This is a genomic window from Corynebacterium argentoratense, from assembly GCF_021491455.1.
Taxonomy (GTDB): Bacteria; Actinomycetota; Actinomycetes; order Mycobacteriales; family Mycobacteriaceae; genus Corynebacterium; species Corynebacterium argentoratense_A.
Map to the genome: position 1 here is coordinate 318,201 of NZ_JAKETN010000001.1, position 20,274 is coordinate 338,474.

Annotated in this window: 16 protein-coding genes; 6 read left to right on the top strand and 10 right to left on the bottom strand. The window is 58.8% G+C overall.

What is annotated here, in order from left to right; genetic code table 11:
• Window positions 1-6: 6 nt before the first annotated feature.
• The gene (locus tag L1C91_RS01475; RefSeq protein ID WP_234857665.1) at window positions 7-1,764 is read right to left on the bottom strand and encodes a proline--tRNA ligase; all 1,758 of its coding nucleotides are present in this window, start codon (window positions 1,762-1,764) and stop codon (window positions 7-9) included.
• A 19-nt stretch (window positions 1,765-1,783) separates the two neighbouring features.
• On the opposite strand from L1C91_RS01475, the gene L1C91_RS01480 reads away from it, so the two are divergent.
• Window positions 1,784-2,503 carry a YaaA family protein gene (locus L1C91_RS01480; protein WP_234857666.1) on the top strand — a complete coding sequence of 240 codons (720 nt, stop codon included), beginning with the start codon at window positions 1,784-1,786 and terminating at the stop codon, window positions 2,501-2,503.
• On the opposite strand, the gene L1C91_RS01485 is transcribed toward L1C91_RS01480, so the two are convergent.
• The 5 genes from L1C91_RS01485 to L1C91_RS01505 all read right to left on the bottom strand — a co-directional run bounded on the left by L1C91_RS01485 (window position 2,500) and on the right by L1C91_RS01505 (window position 7,909).
• Window positions 2,500-4,005, bottom strand: coding sequence for an MFS transporter (locus L1C91_RS01485; protein WP_234857667.1), 1,506 nt, complete (start codon window positions 4,003-4,005; stop codon window positions 2,500-2,502). The genes L1C91_RS01480 and L1C91_RS01485 overlap by 4 nt on opposite strands.
• Window positions 3,998-4,768 carry a uroporphyrinogen-III C-methyltransferase gene (gene cobA, locus L1C91_RS01490; protein WP_234857668.1) on the bottom strand — a complete coding sequence of 257 codons (771 nt, stop codon included), beginning with the start codon at window positions 4,766-4,768 and terminating at the stop codon, window positions 3,998-4,000. Before cobA ends, L1C91_RS01485 begins: the two co-directional genes overlap by 8 nt.
• A 319-nt stretch (window positions 4,769-5,087) precedes the next feature.
• Window positions 5,088-6,491, bottom strand: coding sequence for a cobyrinate a,c-diamide synthase (locus L1C91_RS01495; RefSeq protein ID WP_234857669.1), 1,404 nt, complete (start codon window positions 6,489-6,491; stop codon window positions 5,088-5,090).
• Between the two features lie 4 nt (window positions 6,492-6,495).
• Window positions 6,496-7,116, bottom strand: a complete 621-nt coding sequence (gene cobO / locus L1C91_RS01500; RefSeq protein ID WP_234857670.1) for a cob(I)yrinic acid a,c-diamide adenosyltransferase — start codon at window positions 7,114-7,116, stop codon at window positions 6,496-6,498.
• 73 nt (window positions 7,117-7,189) lie between these two features.
• The gene (locus tag L1C91_RS01505) at window positions 7,190-7,909 is read right to left on the bottom strand and encodes a DedA family protein (protein ID WP_234857671.1); all 720 of its coding nucleotides are present in this window, start codon (window positions 7,907-7,909) and stop codon (window positions 7,190-7,192) included.
• A 158-nt stretch (window positions 7,910-8,067) separates the two neighbouring features.
• Between L1C91_RS01505 and L1C91_RS01510 the strand changes: the two genes are divergently transcribed.
• The gene (locus tag L1C91_RS01510; protein ID WP_234857672.1) at window positions 8,068-9,678 is read left to right on the top strand and encodes a peptide ABC transporter substrate-binding protein; all 1,611 of its coding nucleotides are present in this window, start codon (window positions 8,068-8,070) and stop codon (window positions 9,676-9,678) included.
• A gap of 46 nt (window positions 9,679-9,724) precedes the next feature.
• Window positions 9,725-11,077, top strand: a complete 1,353-nt coding sequence (locus L1C91_RS01515; protein ID WP_234857673.1) for an LssY C-terminal domain-containing protein — start codon at window positions 9,725-9,727, stop codon at window positions 11,075-11,077.
• A gap of 113 nt (window positions 11,078-11,190) precedes the next feature.
• Here the strand turns inward: L1C91_RS01515 and L1C91_RS01520 are convergent, their stop codons facing one another.
• From L1C91_RS01520 to mqo, 4 genes are all read right to left on the bottom strand, one after another.
• Complete coding sequence (locus tag L1C91_RS01520) at window positions 11,191-12,603, bottom strand: cation:dicarboxylate symporter family transporter (protein ID WP_234857674.1); 1,413 nt, start codon at window positions 12,601-12,603, stop codon at window positions 11,191-11,193.
• A gap of 134 nt (window positions 12,604-12,737) precedes the next feature.
• Entirely contained in the window at window positions 12,738-13,430 is a 693-nt protein-coding gene (locus L1C91_RS01525; protein ID WP_234857852.1) for a vWA domain-containing protein, read from the bottom strand.
• Between the two features lie 85 nt (window positions 13,431-13,515).
• Window positions 13,516-14,577 carry an ATP-binding protein gene (locus L1C91_RS01530; RefSeq protein WP_234857675.1) on the bottom strand — a complete coding sequence of 354 codons (1,062 nt, stop codon included), beginning with the start codon at window positions 14,575-14,577 and terminating at the stop codon, window positions 13,516-13,518.
• Window positions 14,578-16,065 carry a malate dehydrogenase (quinone) gene (mqo, locus tag L1C91_RS01535; protein WP_328219564.1) on the bottom strand — a complete coding sequence of 496 codons (1,488 nt, stop codon included), beginning with the start codon at window positions 16,063-16,065 and terminating at the stop codon, window positions 14,578-14,580.
• A gap of 130 nt (window positions 16,066-16,195) precedes the next feature.
• On the opposite strand from mqo, the gene L1C91_RS01540 reads away from it, so the two are divergent.
• From L1C91_RS01540 to L1C91_RS01550, 3 genes are all read left to right on the top strand, one after another.
• Window positions 16,196-17,338, top strand: a complete 1,143-nt coding sequence (locus L1C91_RS01540; protein ID WP_234857676.1) for an alpha/beta hydrolase — start codon at window positions 16,196-16,198, stop codon at window positions 17,336-17,338.
• A 73-nt stretch (window positions 17,339-17,411) separates the two neighbouring features.
• Window positions 17,412-18,815 (top strand): mycothione reductase, encoded by a 1,404-nt coding sequence (gene mtr / locus L1C91_RS01545; RefSeq protein ID WP_234857677.1) that lies wholly within the window; start codon window positions 17,412-17,414, stop codon window positions 18,813-18,815.
• Between the two features lie 9 nt (window positions 18,816-18,824).
• Complete coding sequence (locus L1C91_RS01550; protein ID WP_234857678.1) at window positions 18,825-20,270, top strand: MFS transporter; 1,446 nt, start codon at window positions 18,825-18,827, stop codon at window positions 20,268-20,270.
• Window positions 20,271-20,274 lie beyond the last annotated feature (4 nt).

Below are 20,274 nucleotides of genomic sequence, written 5' to 3' on the forward strand. Positions count from 1 at the left end.
TGGGTTTTAGGCCTGAGCTACAGCTTTTCGCAGAATGTCGAGGGCTTCAGCTGCGGGTACCTCACGGGTCTCGCCGCCGCGTTCCCGAATTTCGATGGTGCCGTCTGCGAAGCCGCGTCCGAGGATTGCAACCAGGGGCATGCCCAGCAGCTCGGCATCTTTGAACTTCACGCCGGGGCTGACCTTGGGACGATCATCGAGGAGCACCTCTATCCCTGCCTCATCGAGTGCCTTCGCGAGTTCTTCGGCGGCGGCTGCGGCTGCCTCGTCCTTGTTTGCGCAGACGACGTGCACCTTGAAGGGGGCTACCTCCATTGGCCAGTTTAGGCCCTTGTCGTCGTGGCGCTGTTCGGCTAGCACGGCGATGAGTCGGGAGACGCCGATGCCATAGGAGCCCATGGTGGGAACGGAACGCTTACCGGATTCGTCGAGGAACTGAACGTCGAAGGCTTCGGTGTATTTGCGCCCGAGCTGGAAGATGTGCCCGATTTCGATGCCTCGGGCGAGGGTGAGCGTGCCTTGCCCTTCGGGTGCCGGATCGCCTTCGTGGATTTCCGCTGCCTCGATAAACCCGTCTGGGGTGAAGTCACGGCCGCACACCATGTTGACTGCGTGACGCTGCGGGGCGTCGGCGCCGGTGATCCACGCGGTGCCTTCAACAACACGTGGGTCGGCGAAAACCGCGACGTCATTAGCTGCGAGGGCTTTGGGGCCCACGTAGCCTTTGACGAGGAAGGGGTTGTTTTTGAAGTCTTCCTCTACCGCCATCTCGACGGTTGCGGGTTCCAGGGAAGCCTCGAGGCGCTTGAAGTCGACCTCGCGGTCGCCGGGCACGAGGATGCCCATCAACTTCGGTTCTTCACCGGGCTTGGTGACCTTCACGACGACGCACTTCAGCGTGTCGGCTGCGGTGACCTCGCGGCCGTCAACGGTAATTCCTGCGCCACGAGCCCACTCCACCAGTGCTGCGATGGTCTCGGCGTTGGGGGTGTCGTGCTCGACGGACGCGGGTTGGCCTTCGATGGGGCGTGTCTGGCCGGGCTGCGTGATAACGGCTTCGACGTTGGCGGCGTAATCACCGTCGGTTGCGCGCACGAAGGTGTCCTCGCCGTTGGGCGATACCGCGAGAAACTCTTCTGATGCAGAGCCGCCCATGGCGCCGGAGGTTGCCGCACAGATGGCGTATTCCACGCCGAGGCGGTCGAAGACATTCTGGTAGGCGCGGCGGTGCTTCTGGTACGCCGCGTCCAGTCCGTCGTCGCTCATGTCGAAGGAGTAAGAATCCTTCATGACGAACTCGCGGCCACGCAGAATGCCGGCGCGCGGGCGCTCCTCGTCGCGGTATTTCGTCTGGATCTGGTACAAAATCGCCGGAAGGTCCTTGTAGGAGGAGTACATGTCTTTGACCAGGCTGGTAAACATTTCCTCGTGGGTGGGACCGAGCAGGTAGTCGGCACCCTTGCGGTCCTTCAGGCGGAACAGTGCGTCGCCGTATTCTGTCCAGCGCCCGGTAACTTCGTAGGCGTCGCGTGGGAGCAGCGCGGGCAGCGAGATTTCTTGTCCACCGATGGCGTTCATTTCTTCCCGCACAACGTTTTCAATGTTCTTGAGCACCTTGAGGCCTAGTGGTAGCCAGCTGTAGACGCCGGGGGCGACACGACGGATGTAACCGGCTCGAACCAGCAGCTTGTGGCTGGGTACTTCGGCGTCGGCTGGGTCTTCACGCAGGGTGCGCAGGAACAGGGTGGACATGCGAGTAATCATGTGTAGCTATGCTACCCGTATGTTGATTGTGTTACCTCCTTCGGAGACCAAAGCTTTCGGCGGGGACGCGTCCCTTGGCCCCCTCGACATGAACCGTTTGAGTTTTCCCAGCTTGAATACCACCCGCCGTGAGGCGGCTGAGGCGCTGGTTTCTGCCTGCACGGACATGGACGAGGCGTTGGCGATGCTGAAGGTCAAAAACACTGCGGAAGTCGAAGCCAACCGTGAGCTGTTTGATTCCCCCACGATGCCGGCGATTTCGCGCTACACGGGCGTGTTGTACGACGCTTTGGACGCGGCGTCATTACCTGAACAGTGCTTGAGCCGCCTGGCGATTGGTTCCGCCCTGTTTGGCGTAGTGGGTGCGGCTGATCCTATCCCGCATTACCGCTTGTCTGGTGGCACGAAGTTGGGTGGCAAGACGATGAAAGCCTGGTGGGGCAAGGCGATCACGCAGGCGCTCGAACCTGAGCATGAGCAAGGCCTGTTGTTGGATATGCGTTCTGGCGCCTACCAGTCACTTGGTCCGGTCAAGGGGGCCGCGACGGTGCGGGTGGAGACAACCGAGGGCAAGGTTGTCAGCCACTTCAACAAGCACTACAAGGGCGAATTGGCGCGGGCGTTGGCCTTACATGAGCAAGAGGTCAACACGCTTGATGACGTCGCGGGGGTTGCTGCCGCCGCCGGCTTTGAGGTGCGCATTGATGGCCAGCTGTTGACGATGGTGGTTGATCGTTAGTCTTCAGCGGGTGCTGATTGGGCGGCTTTTTCGGCCTTTTTACCCTCAGCGATGTCTGCAGGGGTGAAGCGCACGAGGGTGATGGAAATGAGCACGATGGCTGCTGCGAGCACGGCGCAGATGAGCAACGAGTTGGTATAGCCTGCTCCGAGTGCCGCTTTTTGTGCCTGGGTGAGGGCCTCGCGGTTGATGCTGTCGAATGCTGGGCCCAGGATGCTGCGTGTTTTCATTTCGGCGGCGGCTGTCACCGCTGCGAGTCCTAGTGGGCCGCCGAGGGTTTGGGACACCAGGGATGTGGCGGTCAGGGGCCCAACGGTTTGGGGGCGTGCGCCCGCCACCACGGACAGGGTAAGTGGGATGAGCACGATCCCGACGCCGATACCGATGACGAGGATCGGCATGAGTAGGTCGGGCCAGTAGCGGGTGTGCTCGTCTAGACCGGATCCGAAGATGAAGCCACCGACGAGGATGAGTCCACCGGCTGCGGCAATCCATCGTGGGGCGACGCTTTCAGCCAGTTTTGAGGCGATGGCAGAGCCTGTGCCCAATGCGAAAGCAAAGGGGATAAACGCCAGGCCGGCACGCAGGGGCCCATATCCGAGAACTTCCTGGACGAAAAGTGCCACTTGAACGGTCATGGCCATCAGTAGTGCGCCTGCGAGGATGAGGCAGACGAAGACGGCTGCGCGGGAACGGTGCCGGAACATTCCCAACGGGAGCACGGGGTTGGTTGCCACGCGTTGGGTTTGGAAGAACCACACAAGCACCAGGGCCCCTGCGAACAGGGCGATGATGATGATGGGGCTGAGTCCGCTGCCTGCTGTTGCAAGGCCGAAAACGAGCAGTGTGGATGCTGACGTCGCGAGTATTGCGCCGCGCACGTCAAGGCTCAGGCGTTCATGTGTGGGTGTTGCTGTAAGTACTGCGACACCGGCGAAGAGGATGAACGCGCCGATGGGCACGTTTATCAAGAAGATCCAGCGCCAGCTCGCTTCGGTTAAGGCGCCTCCGATGACCAGTCCTAGTACCGAGCCGAGGCCTGTCATCATTGCGAACACTGAGAAGGCTTTGTTTCGGGGTTTTCCTGGGGGAAAAGTCACGACGATGAGTGCCATTGCGGTCGGTGAGGCGACCGCCGCGCCGATGCCTTGAATAACTCGGGCAACGAGCAGCACACCTGGTATTGTGGCCAAACCACAAGCCAGCGAGGCCACGGTGAATAGCCCGACGCCGGTGAGGAAGGCCCTCTTCCGACCGAAGACGTCACCTAGTCTGCCGCCAAGTAGCAGTAGACCGCCGTATGCCAGGGCGTAGCTTGTGACTACCCAAGATCGCAGGTTGTCGTTTAGGCCGAGTTCGACCTGGATGCGGGCCAGTGCGAGGTTGACGACGGTGCCGTCCAACACAACCATCAGTTGCAGGGCGCTCAAGACTGCGAGTGCCCATCCGAGAGACCCCCTGGCGTTGGGAATGCCGAAGGTACGGGGCGTTCGCTTATCCACCTGCGCCGCCTGAGGCCTCGAGCCCCGCGACGTCACCAATAATGATGACCGCCGGTGGTGCGATGTGATTGTCGGCAATTGAGCGCCCGAGCTGGCTCAAGGTGGTCCGCACTCCGCGTTCACCGTCTGTGGAGCCTTCTTGGATCACGGCTGCAGGAGTGTTCGGATCCATGCCGTGGCCGATCAGTGCGTCGGCGATGGCGGAGCCGTTTTTCACGCCCATGATGATCGCGAGCGTGCCCCCGGTTGTTGCTAGCGCTTCCCAATTGTTCAGGGATTGTGGGTGCCCCGGGGGCAGATGGCCGGAGATAACGGTGAAATTATGGACGACGCCGCGCATGCTCACCGGGATGCCGAACAGTGCGGGAACTGAGATGGCTGAGGTAACACCGGGGATGACCTCGACGGCGATGCCTTCGGCAGCGCATGCTTGGAGTTCCTCGAATCCGCGGCCGAATACGTAGGGGTCTCCCCCTTTGAGCCTGGCTACGGTGCGACCAGCCCGGGCGTTATCAACGATGTGGGCGTTGATTTTTTCCTGGGCGACTTGTTTTCCGTAGGGCAGTTTGGATGCGTCGATGATGGTTTTTGTGGCCACGTCGCATAGTTTGTCGAGTTCAGCCGTGGGCCCTAGATGGTCGGCGATGATAACGTCCGCTGCCTGCAGTCGGTGCATGCCTCGTACGGTGATCAGGTCCCAAGCGCCGGGGCCTCCACCGATGAGGCTGACGGGTGGGGTGGGTGCGCTTGGGGTGGAGCTCATGGGTGTAAATCCTAGCGCCTAGCCTAAGTGGTGCCCAATGGGACCGATGGGGTTGTTCGCGGGTGTGTCTTTTGGTGGGCGCCAGCTACGCAAAATTCGACTAAACCGAACCCGAGCAAAGGGGCCCTTTTCGCGCCTTCCTGACTGTAGAGCGACCCGATGTTCGCGACCGCAGAAAAGATCCCAACCAATGGGAATGTTAACGCCAGATAAAAAAAGAAGGAGTATAAGTGAACCTTCAAGGTCAGTACCAGACAAGACTCCTCCAGTCAGTTCAAGCGGTCAGAATAGGGCGATCGCAGGCGGCCAACGACTAGTATTACATCGCTTGCACGAACCTTGACACCGCCTGCGGCGCCGACGCCGGGTGCACATGCAGATAACTGGCGTGAATGTTGCCGGCAACAAAACCCTCTTGCTTGGGCCCATGCCAGCCCTTCCATCCCCAGGCTGGGCCGAAACCTTCCGCTTGCTCACTGGTGAGGGCTGTGTGGTGGAACTCGTGTCCTGTTACCCGCTCCCCTGTCCGGTACAACAGGTTGTCACTTAAAGCCACAGCCTCCCGGTAGCCCAGGGTAAGCCGGCGCCCCATTGCCGCGTGCGTGGGGATCAACCCAAGCATGGGGTGGGCGTCCAAGGTTTCGAGCAGCCACAGCAAACCAGCGCACTCGCCATGTATCGGCGCGCCCGAGGCAGCCAACGCACGAATATCTTCACGAAGATCTGCGCGCCCAGCTAGTTGCTCCACGTGCTCTTCCGGGAAGCCACCAGGGATTATCAACCCATCGCACTCCGGCAGCGGGTCATTCAGCGGATCAAAATCGACCACTGTGGCACCGGCAGCGCGCAACAATTCCCGATGCTCCGCATAAGCGAAGGTAAACGCCGGCCCACCGGCCACAGCAACGCGTTTGCCACTGGCAGCTGGCCTGGGGCCGACAGATCCAGCAGGCGCGGCGTCATCACTCTCTGAGATGGCAGCTGCAGGATCCCACGCCTGGCCCTGATAGCCACAGCGCGCCAAGGCAACAACAGCATCCAAGTCGACGTGGGCTTCCACAAGGTCGGCCATTCGGGTAATGACGTCGAGGGTCTCACTGTTTTCCGCGGCTGTGACCAAACCCAAATGGCGGCTGGGCACGTCCACATTCATACGGGAAACAGAACCCACCACCGGAACGCCAACAGCTTCAATTGCTTCCCGACACACTTGGTCATGCCTATCAGTACCGGCACGATTGAGAATGACACCGGCGATCCGTATGCCTTCGGCGGCGCAAAAACCACGCACCAAGGCGCCGGCGGACTGGCTCATTCCACGCACATCGACCACCAAAATCACTGGCATATCCAGCAACTGGGCAACCTGAGCAGTGGAACCAGGCGCGCACGTCGGATCCGCTCCCAGGGCGATGCGGCCGTCGAAAAGCCCCATCACGCCCTCCACTACCGAAATATCGCACCCCTTTGATCCATGAGCATACAGCGGTCCGATGAGCTGTTCACCGCACATGACGGAATCCAAATTGCGGCCGGGCCTACCCGCAGCAACACCGTGGTAACCAGGGTCGATGTAATCAGGGCCGACCTTAAAGGGTGCGACCTCCATGCGGCGTGACAAGGCGGCGATCAACCCAGTAGCAATAGTGGTTTTGCCAGTGCCCGATGCAGGAGCCGCGATCACGACACCCGGGACTGCTCGAGGGGTGGAAGGAGCTAACACGTTCCTACCACTCAATACCCTTTTGACCTTTGCGCCCCACATCCATCGGGTGCTTAATCTTGGTCATCTCCGTGACCAAGTCCGCGACCTCAATGAGCTTGGGGTGGGCGTCTCGACCAGTCATCACCACGTGCTGCCTGCCGGGGCGTGTGCGCAGGACCTCCGCGACGTCATCAATATCAATCCATCCCCATTTGATCGGGTAGGTGAACTCGTCGAGCACATAAAAGTCGTGGGTTTCGGCCGCCAATCGCCGCTTGATCTCAGCCCAGCCATCAGCAGCATCGCGTGCATGGCCCTCCTCCGAACCAGCCTTCTTGGCCCACGACCAACCCTCCCCCATCTTGTGCCACTCAACAGCACCGCCCTCGCCGGTGTCCTCATGCAACTGGCCGAGACGCTTAAAGACCGCTTCCTCCCCAACCTTCCACTTCGCAGACTTCACGAACTGGAAAACCCCCACGTTCATGCCCTGATTCCACGCACGCATGGCCATACCAAAAGCCGCCGTGGACTTCCCCTTGCCCGGACCCGTATGTACTGCGGTGATCGGCAGCATGCGGCGCTGGCGGGTGGTCAGGCCGTCGTCGGGGATGGACGCTGGATCGAGTTTTCCTTTGGGCATGGTCTACAGAGTCTAGATCACGTCACCGGCGACAGCACAGACTCGCCGTGACTCGCCGAGGCTGATAACAGCCCTAGGCGGACTTCTGCTTCGACTGCTTGCGGAAGATGCCCACGAAAACGAAGACCATCAGGGCAATTACCACATAGTTCGCGAACTTCGCATACACCTCAAGTACTTCCTGGGCAGGTTCGCCAAGGCTATGGCCAAGGTAATAGAACGGCACCATCCACAGGGTCGCGGCGATGAAGTCCAAAATCAGGAAGGTGCGAAGCTTCATCCCCCCGGCGCCGGCGAGGATGAACACCACCAGGCCAATCGGCAGCGGAATCGGAAGGTAGGCCAACGCGAAGCCCCACGGGCCGATCTTCTTGGCGATACGCTCCACCTTCGCCACGTTGCGGGCAGCACGCTTGGATTGCTCTGCATACATATCCAAGTAGCCGCGCCCCCACAACGAACCCGCCCACCAATACAAGGCGTGGAACTTGATACGCGCGATACCGCCCAGCAGAATCGGCCACACAAAAGGCAACGCGGCTCCAACTCCGTTGACCACGCCAAGGGCAGTGACAAGCGTGTTCGAGCCGAGCAGCGCAACACCCCAGGGGTACCGTGCCTGATCTGCCAGCGCCCACGCACGGATCGGTAGTAGCAGCAGCGAGATAACGAAGACGATGCCGAACAGAGACAGGCACCAGATATCTACCTTGCCGGGCTTATCTTTCCACGGCATGCCCGGGGCCTGCCACCATTCCTGCTCTTCTTGCTGAACTTCGCTCTCATCACTCACCTGGTTGACAGTAGCAAAAGCTATAAACCCCCGCCGCAGCAGTAACACTACCCCCACTACCCCGATATTATGCTCCATGTCACAACATTAGCTAATCTGAGTCACAACGCACCCTGAGTGCTCTCCTCTGACAACAATCGAAGAAAGGTTCCCGCTCTATGCACAACCCCGCCCCCAGCCGGGCGCGCACGCACCGCGGCGTCATCAAGAAGACAGCAGCACTACTTGCTGCCGGCGCCCTCGCGTTTGGACTAGCCGCTTGCAGTAGCGATAGCAGCGGTAGCGCCATTGTTTACGTCAACGGTACCGAGCCACAGCGCCTGCTAATTCCTGGCGATACCAGTGAAAACGGCGGTGGTCGCATCGTCGACATGTTGTACTCCGGTCTGGTGTACTACGACGCTGACGGCATTGTGCACAACGAGCTTGCCGAATCCATTGACCTTGAGGGCGACAAGACCTACAAGGTCACCATCAAGCCGGATCAGAAGTTCGCCGACGGCACACCAGTTAAAGCCAGCAACTTCGTTGATGCCTGGAATCACGTAGTCGCGAACGACCAGATGACCGAAAGCTTCTTTGCGCCCATCGAAGGCTACTCCGAGGACGCAACCGAGCTCAGCGGCCTGAAGGTGCTTGACGACCGTACGTTCACCATCACACTTAAGCAACCGGAGGCTGACTTCCCCACGCGCTTGGGCTACAACGCATTCTTCCCTCTGCCCGATGATGCCTACGACGACGAGGAAGCTTTCGGCCGTAACCCCAACGGCAACGGACCGTACAAACTCGAAGCATGGGATGGCTCCCAATCAATCACCTTGGTGCCCAACGAAAACTACGACGGCCCCCGCAAGCCCAAGAATGACGGTTTGGTGTTTAGCTTCTATGCGCGTCCGGACGCCGCATATGCCGACCTGTTGTCGGACAACCTCGACGTCCTCGACGCTATTCCCACTGGCTCACTAGCTAACTACCAAGATGAGCTTCCTGGGCGCAGCGTTAGCCAGCCAGTTGCTACCTACCAAGAACTGAGCTTGCCAGAACGTGAAGCCCACTTCGCTGGTGAGGAAGGCCGCCTGCGTCGCAAGGCTCTGTCGATGTCGATTGACCGCGATTCGATTACAGACAAGCTGTTCTACGGCACCCGTACCCCGGCCACGGACTTCACCTCCCCGGTCATTGACGGTTACGACCCGAATCTCAAGGGCAACGAGGTACTGACGTACAACCCGGAGGAAGCCAAGAAGCTGTGGGCGCAGGCGGATGCTATCAGCCCGTACGACGGCACCCTTGAGATTGCCTATGATGTCGACGGTGGTCACCAGGAGTGGGTTGATGCTGTCGCCAACCAGATTCGCAACAACCTTGGCATTGAGGCAGTCGGCCGCCCCTACCCAGATTTCAAATCCTACCGTAACGACATCAAGTCCAAGACGATCAAGGGCGCTTTCCGCACTGGCTGGTTCGCTGACTACCCCGGCCTAGGTAACTTCCTCGTGCCAAACTTCGTATCGACGTCTTCATCTAATGACTCCGACTACAACAATCCGGAATTCGATGCACTGATGACGAAGGCGGCTGGACAGCCGACCCTGGAGGAATCCAACAAGCTCTACAACGAAGGCCAGGAAATCCTGCTCCAAGATCTACCTGCGATCCCGTTGTGGTACCCCAACGTTGTCGGTGGGTGGTCAAACAATGTCGACAACGTGAAGTTCAACTGGAAGTCACTGCCTGAGTACTACGCAATTACCAAAAACACCTAAAACTCCCGTGATGGAGTATCCCAGCCGATAGGCAATACTGGTAGGTATGAGCCTTTACTCCTCACCAGCACAAAGCGCATACCCTGTGCCGGAGGTACAACCCACCTATCAGCTAGGACCCCAGAGGCGGCCAGCTCAAGCTGGCCGCCTCTATGCACTTATCGATGGCAGCTTCGTGGTCCTAGCTCTGGCACTAACTTTTGCTTTTGCATGGTTGCTTCTCAGCTCCGGGCTGAGCTTCAGTTGGCACGGTGTGGTGCTGCTCATTGCATTTTGGGGAGTGCTGACCTACCTCGCCCTACCTCGACTGCACCAACTACTGACAACGTTCTACCTCCCGGACTACTTCATGGCCCGCACTAAAACAGGAGATGGCCTGCTGGGGGACCCCGTCAATCTCGCCCTCATTGGTTCGGAAGACGACATTCACCACGCTATGCAGTCCGCAGGATGGATTAAGGCCGACCCAATCACCCTTCGGACGTCGTTGGGCATCATCAAATCAGCGCTAATGAAGACCTCGTACCCAGAAGCCCCGGTATCCGACCTTTACCTGTTTGAAAACAAGCATGACTTCGCCTACCAACAAGAAGTCGACGGCAATGCATCTCAACGCCATCACGTTCGCTTCTGGAAGACCCCTGATGGTTGGGAACTACCCGGAGGTCAGAGCGTGAACTGGATGGCCGCCGGAACCTATGACGTGCGGGTGGGATTATCCAGTTGGACCTTGCAGGTTACTCACAAAATCGATGCCAATATTGACGCCGAACGAGACTACATCATTAACACCATCCGCTACGCCGACCCCGACACAAGCGTCTCAGTACTCCCTCGATTCACACCCGCTTTCCACGCGAAAAACGGGGGCGGAGACGCCGTCCATACTGACGGTAATATGCCCATCCTCGATGTAAGTGGAGCTGCGCAGCGCGAAATCCACCACACACAACGCCAAAACACCGACATGCTTATCCTTGCGATACCACAAGCGGATCAAACCATGGACAAGGAATTACCGCCTAAGGGCCTCAACGTCGCCGGGGTGATCATTGCCGCGAAGGTGATGTTGTCCGTCGTGGACTTAATAACCCTGCTGCTGTCCAATGAGCCTGAATTATCGGCCACTGTGTCGCTGGCTGCGGAAGCTGCGTTTAGCGCCGTCATGCTTGTGCTGTGGTGGAACACGGTTAAAGCTCATCGTTTTTCCAGGCTTCTACTACTGATTGTGGTGGGGCTGAGCTCTGTTTTCGAGTTGGTCTCTGTGTATTCGGCGCCCGCACCGGGCTTGTTAGCTTTCGGAGATACCGGCTTGACGTTGCTTGTGTTGTTGTCATTGACTGCCCCCGAAGTTCGTCAGTGGGTTAGTTCACAACACCAATCCGCGACCAATCGATGATCTGTGCACGGGAGTCAACACCGGTTGGGATTAATCCTTAAAAGTTCTCACCGCAGCTTAAAGCCCGGAGCCCACTGTGTGGATTCCGGGCTTTAGCTTGTGCAGACGCAGCGTTACTGCTTGTAGTTATCCAGATTTACCTGCGGGGTTGGTTGCAGATCACGGTGCGCAGGGTTGTTCACCGTGGGCATGTGCAGGTCGACGGTGCTGTCATCATCAGCCTCAACGTACGGAAGCTCACCATTAAGAACCTTGTGCACGCGATCGGTATCAATCGTGTGGGTCCACTTGCCAACCAGCAAGGTAGCAACCGCATTGCCGGAGAAGTTTGTCAATGCACGCGCCTCAGACATAAATCGGTCAATACCAACAATCACGCCGACACCGTCAAGAAGCTCTGGGCGGTGCGACTGCAGACCAGCTGCCAAGGTGGCGATGCCTGCACCAGAGACACCTGCAGCTCCCTTGGATGCGATGATCATGAAGAGCAACAGACCAATCTGCTCTTTCATGTTCATCGGCTGATTCATCGCGTCAGAAATGAAGATGGCCGCCATGGTGAGGTAGATAGCAGTGCCGTCGAGGTTGAAGGAGTATCCGGTGGGAACAACAATGCCGACCGTTGACTTGCTAACACCTGCGTGCTCCATTTTGCGCATAAGGTTCGGCAACGCCGACTCGGAAGAACTGGTAGCAACGATCAAAAGGTACTCGCGGCCCAGGTACTTCGCGAGTTTGAAGATATTGAATCCGCCAAATACCTTGAGCACCAGCCCAAGGACGCCAAAGACGAAGATCACACACGTGATGTAGAAGGCCAGCATCAAGATTGCGAGCTGTTTAACAGCTTCAATACCGGTTGCGCCAACCACACCTGCAATCGCGCCGAAAGCGCCAATAGGTGCGAGCCACAGCACCATCACCAAAATCTTAAACACGAGCTTCTGCAGGTGAGCGATCGCTCCTAGGATGGGTTCGCCGGCTTTACCCATGCTCTGTACTGCGAAACCAACCAAGAGTGCTACAAACAAGGTCTGCAAAACAGAACCGGAAATCAGCGAGGAAAACAGAGTTTCTGGGATGATCGACTGGATGAAGCCGATGGTGCCCCCGCCGTGTTCTGCCTTAGCTGCAAAATCCGCACCGACGGTCTTTGTCGCTTCAATATTGAGGCCGTCGCCAGGCTCGATGAGGTTGCCAACGATCAAGCCGATCGCAAGTGCGAAGGTCGACATGGTGATGAAGTAGCCCAAGGCCATGCCGCCGGCTTTACCCACCGAAGCTGCAGCGCGAACCGAGCCGATTCCCAGCACGATGGTGCAGAAAATAACCGGTGAAATCATCATCTTGATCAGATTGACGAACATGGTTCCAACGACCTTGAAACCTGCCGCTGTCTCTGGCGCGATAAGGCCAAAAGCTATACCCGCGATAACCGCGACGATAACCCCGATGTACAGCCAGTGGGTGTTGTCTTTTTTCCGTTTAGGCTCTGGAATTTGTGGTGTATGTGCTACGTCGGCCATCGAACGTCCCTTGAAGATAGGCTGTTTATGTACCTTGTTATCCAAGCAGCGTAAGCCGGATGACAACAAATCGCCCGGGGAACTATTACCCCTTAAATGTGGATAGTAGAGATTTTTCTCACAGCTTAAATGTGCTAAATGCCAATAACGCTGGCGACCGTATCGGCGTTCAATTCATCTAGCCGTACCCACGCAGCACCCAAGCCTTGAGCGAGTTCCTTTGCAAGTCCTAGCTGTACGCGTCCGCGTTCGCAATCGATGACCACATTCGCGCTCAAGCCCCGTCGCGCAATGGCCTCGGCTGCCAGACACACGCCTTTGATACCCGCCGCCCCCGTCGCGCGTCCGTCCGAGAGAACCACCATGATCGCCCTCCGAGAGGGCTCTTTTCGTGCTTGACGTTCAATGAGGTCCTGCGCCATTACAAGACCTTCTGCCAGGGGGGTTCGGCCGCCCGTAGGTGCACCCTCCATTCTCTTGACGGCGACCTCTACGGAACCCGTGGGTGGGAGCAACACCTCGGGCTGTGCACCGCGCACCGAAACAACAGCAACTTTATCACGGCGGCGATAAGCGTCTTGAAGCATCGATACGACGGCTCCCGAGACCGCAGACAGCCTATCGCGTGCAGCCATCGAGCCAGAGGCATCCACGACAAAGACGATGAGGTTCGATTCCATACCTCGACGAAGTGATCCTCGAAGATCTTCAGGGCGGAAGTCGACCAACTGTCCACCGGGGATGAATTTGAAGCCGGCACCGCGCTCTGCCGCCGCCATCACAGTGCCTTGCAGGTTAAGCCCGCGTCCGTGGACGATAGCGCGCACATCAGCGCCGCTGGAAGAATATGCCTTGGACCTGCGCCCCGGCGGGGTGTCTTGTTGTAAAGACGAGCGGTTAAAACGCAACAGCCTAGGGGCGAAAGGGGGCGCCCGAATCGGCGCGACCTACCTTCCCGCTATCATCGGAATCGGTTGGTTCATCGAGCTGATCAGGCTGCGGCGGAGTATCGGGGAGTTCAGCATCACCGTCAGAATGTTCGGGCTGCTGATCATCCTCAGACAACGGGCTGTTGTTGTGAGCTTCTTCCAAGGCATCTTCGAGCTGCTGCTGATCGAGGCCAGGTTCATCGAAGGGGTTACGCCGACGCCTGTGCGGTAGGGCCAACTCGGCAGCAACCTTGATGTCTTCCTCCCCCACCTGCGTCGCTCCCCGCCATGCTGCATGGGCGGTGGCGGCGCGGGCAATCACAAGATCCGCGCGCATGCCATCGACATCAAAAGCGGCACACACGCTAGCAATCTGCTCCAGCGCTGCGTCCGAGAGCACCACGTCACCAACGGTTGAACGAGCAGCCTGAAGCTGCTCAGCCAACGCAATTTCTTCTTCTCGATGCTGAGCAACAAAGGCAGCCGGGTCCGCTTCGAAAGCTAGGCGCCTGCGCATAATTTCTGCACGCACAGGTACTTCGCGCGAAGCCACCACATCCACGGCCAGCCCGAAGCGATCAAGTAGCTGAGGGCGCAACTCCCCTTCCTCTGGATTCATCGAACCCACGAGGACGAAACGTGCCGGGGTAGTGTGAGACAATCCGTCACGTTCCACGGTGACCTGGCCGGTAGCCGCGGCGTCAAGAAGCGCATCAACTAGGTGATCTGCGAGCAGATTGACCTCGTCAACATACAAAATCCCCCCGTGCGCCTGAGCCAACAGGCCAGGCTTGTACTCGGCCCGCCCTGTGGTCAGCACGGTTTCCATATCAAGCGAACCGACGACACGGTCCTCGGTGGCTCCGATAGGAAGATTAACCAGGGGCCCGTCAATAATATCGGCAAAGCCCCTGATTGTCGTTGTTTTTGCCGTGCCCTTCTCACCACGCACGACCACCCCGCCAATAGCAGGGTTGATCATGTTCAAGATCAGCGCCAAACGCAAGCGCTCCTGGCCGACGACCGCGGTGAAAGGGTACTGCACTTACTTCTCCAGCTTGAGGGTCTTCTGGGTGTACTCCCAGACCTCGTTGAACAACTTCGGATCAGTTGCAAGCTTTACGCCGTAGGAGGGAACCATTTCCTTAATGCGCGGGCCCCACTCCACCATCTTCTGACCGAAGCAGCGTTCGAGCACCTCGAGCATAGCGTAAGGCGCAATGGAGGCTCCGGGGGAAGCACCCAGCAGGCCAGCGATCGTACCTTCGGTGTTATTGATCAGCGCGGTGCCGAACTCCAGTGAACCGAAACGGGGGCCAACGATGGGCTTAATCACCTGGACACGCTGGCCAGCGGTGACGAGCTCCCAGTCCTCGTCGCGAGCCTCCGGGTAGTACTCACGCAGGCTTTCCATGCGAGCGGTCTGGTCCTTCAACAGCTCCTCAACCAAGTACTTGGTCAGGTCCATTTCCTGGACACCCACAGCCAGCATGGACATCACGTTGGTCGGGCGCAGGGACTTCGGCAGGTCGAACCAGGAACCGCGCTTGAGGAACTTCGGAGTCCAGCCAGCGTAGGGACCAAACAGCAGGCCGGTCTCGCCGTCAATCACGCGAGTATCGAGGTGCGGGACGGACATCGGAGGAGCACCCACAGAAGCCTTGCCGTACACCTTTGCGTGGTGCTGCTTGATGACTTCTTCGTTGGTGCAGCGCAGCCATTCGCCAGAGACCGGGAATCCGCCGTAGCCGCGAATCTCCGGGATACCAGACTTCTGCAGCAGGGGCAGAGCCATGCCGCCGGCGCCAATGAAGACGAAGTTAGCCACGGTGGTGGAAACGTCACCGGTGTGAACGTTCTTAGTGGTGATCTTCCACTTGGAACCCTGAGGCTTAACGTTGGTGACCTCGTGGCCGTAGCGGATCTCGGTGCCGGACTTTACTGCACCTGCGAGGAATTGCTTGGTCAGCGCACCGTAGTTGATGTCGGTACCGACCTCTGTCCAGGATATAGCGACGCCTTCAGAGAACTCACGTCCCTTACCCATCAGCGGAAGGAACTCGCTGAACTTGTCGGGATCCTCGGTGTATTCCATGCCTGGGAACAAGGGGTGCTTGCTGAGCGCCTCATAGCGCTTCTTCAGGTATTCGACCTGGTCAGCACCGTGGCCGAAGGACACGTGGGGAACCTGGTTGATGAAGTCCCGGGCGTCAGACAGAACGCCTTGCTCCAGCTGATTTGCCAGGAACTGGCGTGCAACCTGGAACTTTTCGTTGACTGCGATTGCTTTGGCGGTTTGAACCTTGCCCGCAACCTCCGGGGTGTAGTTGAGCTCACAGAGCGCGGAGTGGCCGGTACCGGCGTTGTTCCACGGGGAGGAGGACTCTTCGGCGGGTGCGTCGAGACGTTCGAAAACGACCTGCGACCAGGTGGGCTCGAGTTGCTTCAGCATGGCGCCGAGCGTTGCGCTCATAATGCCGGCGCCGATGAGGGCGACGTCGACCTCTGCTGTTTGTGTTTGCGTGGTAGCCACTGCCTTGATGCTTCCTTCCTAGAAATGCTCGTGCTGTAGACAAATAGCTTACGCCCCCGGGGGATGTTTTTCGGGCTTTAGGGCCACGTAGCTTCCTCCGGATGTGGGTTTTTGCGCCTAAGCTAGAGCCATGTTCAACCCCATGCGCTCCCCCATTGTTTTTTCTAATGACGCCGCCCCTGCCGCACGACGCAGCTATGGTTCCACGTCTCACCCGCATGTCACACCCCTTTTTGAAGGTGGGTTTGAACCGGACATGTTGGGCGAGGGCTACGAGCGTTGCACCATTGATCTAGGTGTCGATCCAGACGGGGAGACCGACATTGTGGCGACGGTGGTTCGCCACCTCCATCAGGGGGGAAACGATAGCGACACCTCCACTTCTCCGGATGCGCAGCCTTCCCCCCGCTCTGCGGTGTTGTACGTCCACGGGATGACCGATTACTTCTTTCAAACACATGTCGCTGAATTTTTCGGCAACCACGGATACGATTTTTACGCCGTTGATTTGAGGAAGTGCGGTCGTTCGTGGCGTGCGGGGCAACGATGGCACCACATCACCGACCTGTCTTTCTACGATGTGGAACTCGATGCCGTCGCCGACTACCTGCTTGCACACGATGGCGGAGCCTACGACCGCGTGATAGTGATGGCGCACTCCACCGGTGGACTCATCACTCCCCTATGGCTACACCGCCGCGCACAGCGCCAAGGGCTCGCCGGTATCGAGGGCATGATCCTCAACTCTCCCTGGCTAGACATGATGGTTCCGAAACCGATCGCGCGTGCACTCGACCCAGCGATTGGCCTTATCGCGAAGCTTCGCCCCGATATGCCCATGCCACCGGACAACCTCACGGCCTACGGGGAATCAATCCATAAAGATTTCAACGGCGTGTGGGATTTCGACCGCCGTTTCAAACCAGTGAAAAGCCCAGAAAAGTCGATGAGCTGGCTGTCAGCAATCTTCGATGGCCACCGTGCGATTCGCGCTGGCCTCGGCGAGGTGAACATCCCCACACTCGTTCTGCATTCAAGTGCGTCACATATTAATAAGCCGTATTCGGAAGCCACGAACCACGCAGATTCCGTGCTTGATGTCCGCGATATTGCGCGCTGGGCCCCAGCTCTCGCAGGTCCTGAAGGAAGCGTCACCACGCGGGTTATTGAAGGTGCGCGACACGACGTCTTTTTGTCTGAGCCAACCCCACGGGCCCAAGCATTCTCAGACACCGCCGAGTGGCTGACCCAACTTCCCGCGACGACGCCGTAGCGATGCCACACAGCAACCTGCCGTACTGCGATGGAACAACGCCGCTTCAGAGCGCGTTGGTTAAGGTATGGATATGAACACCGAACAGGACAAGGACACCAACCCCATCCAGTACGACCTCATCATCATCGGCACCGGCTCCGGCAACTCCATCCCCGGCCCCGAATTCGATGACAAGAAGATCGCGATCGTCGAAAAAGGGGTCTTCGGCGGCACATGCCTCAACGTCGGTTGCATCCCCACCAAGATGTTCGTCTACCCTGCAGACATCGCGCGCTCAATCACCACGGCGTCCAAATATGGTCTCGACGCGCAACTAAACAGCGTCGATTGGCCCTCCATCGTCCGCCGAGTATTCGATGACCGCATCGACCAGATCGCCTCCGGCGGCGAGCAATACCGCCGCGGCCCCGAAACCCCCAACATCGACGTCTACGACGGCCACGCAAGCTTCACCAGTCCACACACCGTAGCTACCAAAGACGGCGACAAGGATGTCACCATCACCGCCCCCACCATCGTGATCGCCACCGGTGCGCGCCCGCAGATTCTGCCGCAAATCGCTGACTCCGGCGTGCGCTATTACACCAACGAAGACATCCTCCGCCTGCCGGAGCTCCCCCAAACCATGGTCATTGTTGGTGGCGGTTTTATCGCAGCCGAGTTCGCCCACGTTTTCAGCTCCCTGGGTGTTGACGTCACGGTGGTTAACCGCTCCAGCAACCTCCTGCGTCACATGGATAAAGACATCTCTGACCGCTTCACCGAGCTCGCAGCGCAGCGCTATAACCTGAAAACCGGTGTGGAAATTGAGACGGTGCGCGAAGCTGACGGCGTCATCACCCTAGAACTTACCGATGGAACAACCGCAGAAGGCGAAGTGCTCCTGGCAGCCACCGGCCGCACCCCCAACGGTGACCAAATGAAGCTCGACACCGCCGGAATCGAGATGGACGGCAAACGCATCAAAGTCGACGAATACGGCCGCACCACCGTCGACGGCGTGTGGGCCCTGGGCGATGTGTCTTCCCCCTTCCAGCTCAAGCACGTCGCCAATGCCGAGATGCGGGCCGTGAAACACAACATCCTCCACCCCGATGATCTACAGCCAATGCCGCACGACAACGTGCCCGCCGCAGTATTCTCCAACCCCCAAATCGGCACCGTGGGACTTACCGAGCAGCAAGCCCTCGATGCCGGCCACAACATCACCGTCAAAGTGCAAAACTACGGCGACGTGGCTTATGGCTGGGCTATGGAAGACACCACCGGGTTCTGTAAGCTCATTGCAGACCGCGACACCGGAAAACTACTCGGGGCGCACATCATCGGCCCGCAAGCATCCAGCCTTGTGCAGCAACTCGTCACCGTCATGGCATTCGACCTGGACGTACGCGACGTCGCAACCAAACAATACTGGATCCACCCCGCACTGCCAGAGCTCATCGAAAACGCACTACTCGGACTGGAGTTTTAAAACCTAGGAATGACCGCCACCGCCAGCACACCACTAAACTCCCCACGCGAATCAATTTTTAAAGGCGCATACCTGCCCACCACCTTCGGGCTCCTCAGCGCCATCCTCACCTGTGCCTTCGAGCAAACAGCCGTAACCGCAGTGATGCCGCAAATCACCGCTGAGCTCGGCGGCACTAGTGCATATTCGCTGACGTTCGTTATCCCGCTGGCGTTCGGCATCGTCGGCATGGTGGCCGCAGGTTTAGTCACCGACACCCGAGGCGTGCGTACCTCGATGCTGCTCGGTGCGTTCATCTTCGGCCTCGGCCTCGTCATGGCCGTAGTGATTCCCTCCATGGGGTGGTTTGTGGTGGCTCGAGCCATCCAAGGGTTGGGCATAGGCGCGGTGATGGTGGTCGTCTACGCCGTGATTGCCCAGGCCTACCCCAGCCACCTCAAACCCAAAGTCTTCGCCGCTTTTGCCGCCGCCTGGGTAGTGCCCTCCCTTGTCGGACCGGGTATAGCCGGCATACTCACGGAAGCCTTCAGCTGGCACTCGGTGTTCTTACTCGCCCTAGGGGTACTGATCGGTGCAGTCACGCTCCTGGCGAAATCCCTAGCCAATGTCGACACCAACACAAAAGCGGACCAAGCCGCCCTCAAGGAACGCATCGAGCTTGAGCAAGCAGGCGCCGTAGCCACCAGTGAAGTCCGCCCCGCGCGGGTGCGAAGCACCGGCAAATCACTGACAGCAGCAGCACTGTTAACTGCAGCAGTGGTGTGCCTCAACCTCGTCAGCCAGCTGCCCGTCGGGTGGTCACTCATCCTGTTCGTCGCCGCAATTGCCGCCGTGCTCTACTGCGTCCGGCCCCTCGTTCCCGCCAATACCCTGCGTGGCCAAGCCGGCCTACCGCGCCTGATCCTCAGCCGTGGGCTGCTAGACATGTTTTTCGCCGTCGAAATCTACCTGCCGCTGATGCTCGCACAGGCCTACCACTTGGGGCCCACGCTAACCGGCATGGGGCTCACGGCCGGCGGGCTCACGTGGTTCTTCGGTTCCACAGCTCAATCACGGATGGGTAGCCGCTTTAGCACGCCTGCTGTCATCCGGATCGGCATCGCCCTCATGGCGACCGGCGGGCTGATCGTTCTAGCTGCCGCGGGCATCGAACTCAACTGGATTGTCGCTGCCGCAGGCTGGGGACTTTCCGCCGCCGGTATGGGGTTCGTCTATCCACGTCTGGCCGCGAAACCCATGGAACTATGTAGCAAAGAAGAAACCGGCTTCATCGGCTCCGCACTACAAGTAGCAGGCACCACCGGCATGACACTCATGATCTCCACCGCCGGCATGATCCAAGTCATCGGCGCGCAATACTTCCCCAACTACAAGTTCACAGCCCTGTTCGCGACTATCCTACTGGCGGCCATCCCCATCGCCGTGCTGTGGAAACCAGGAACAAAAGAACCATAGACCC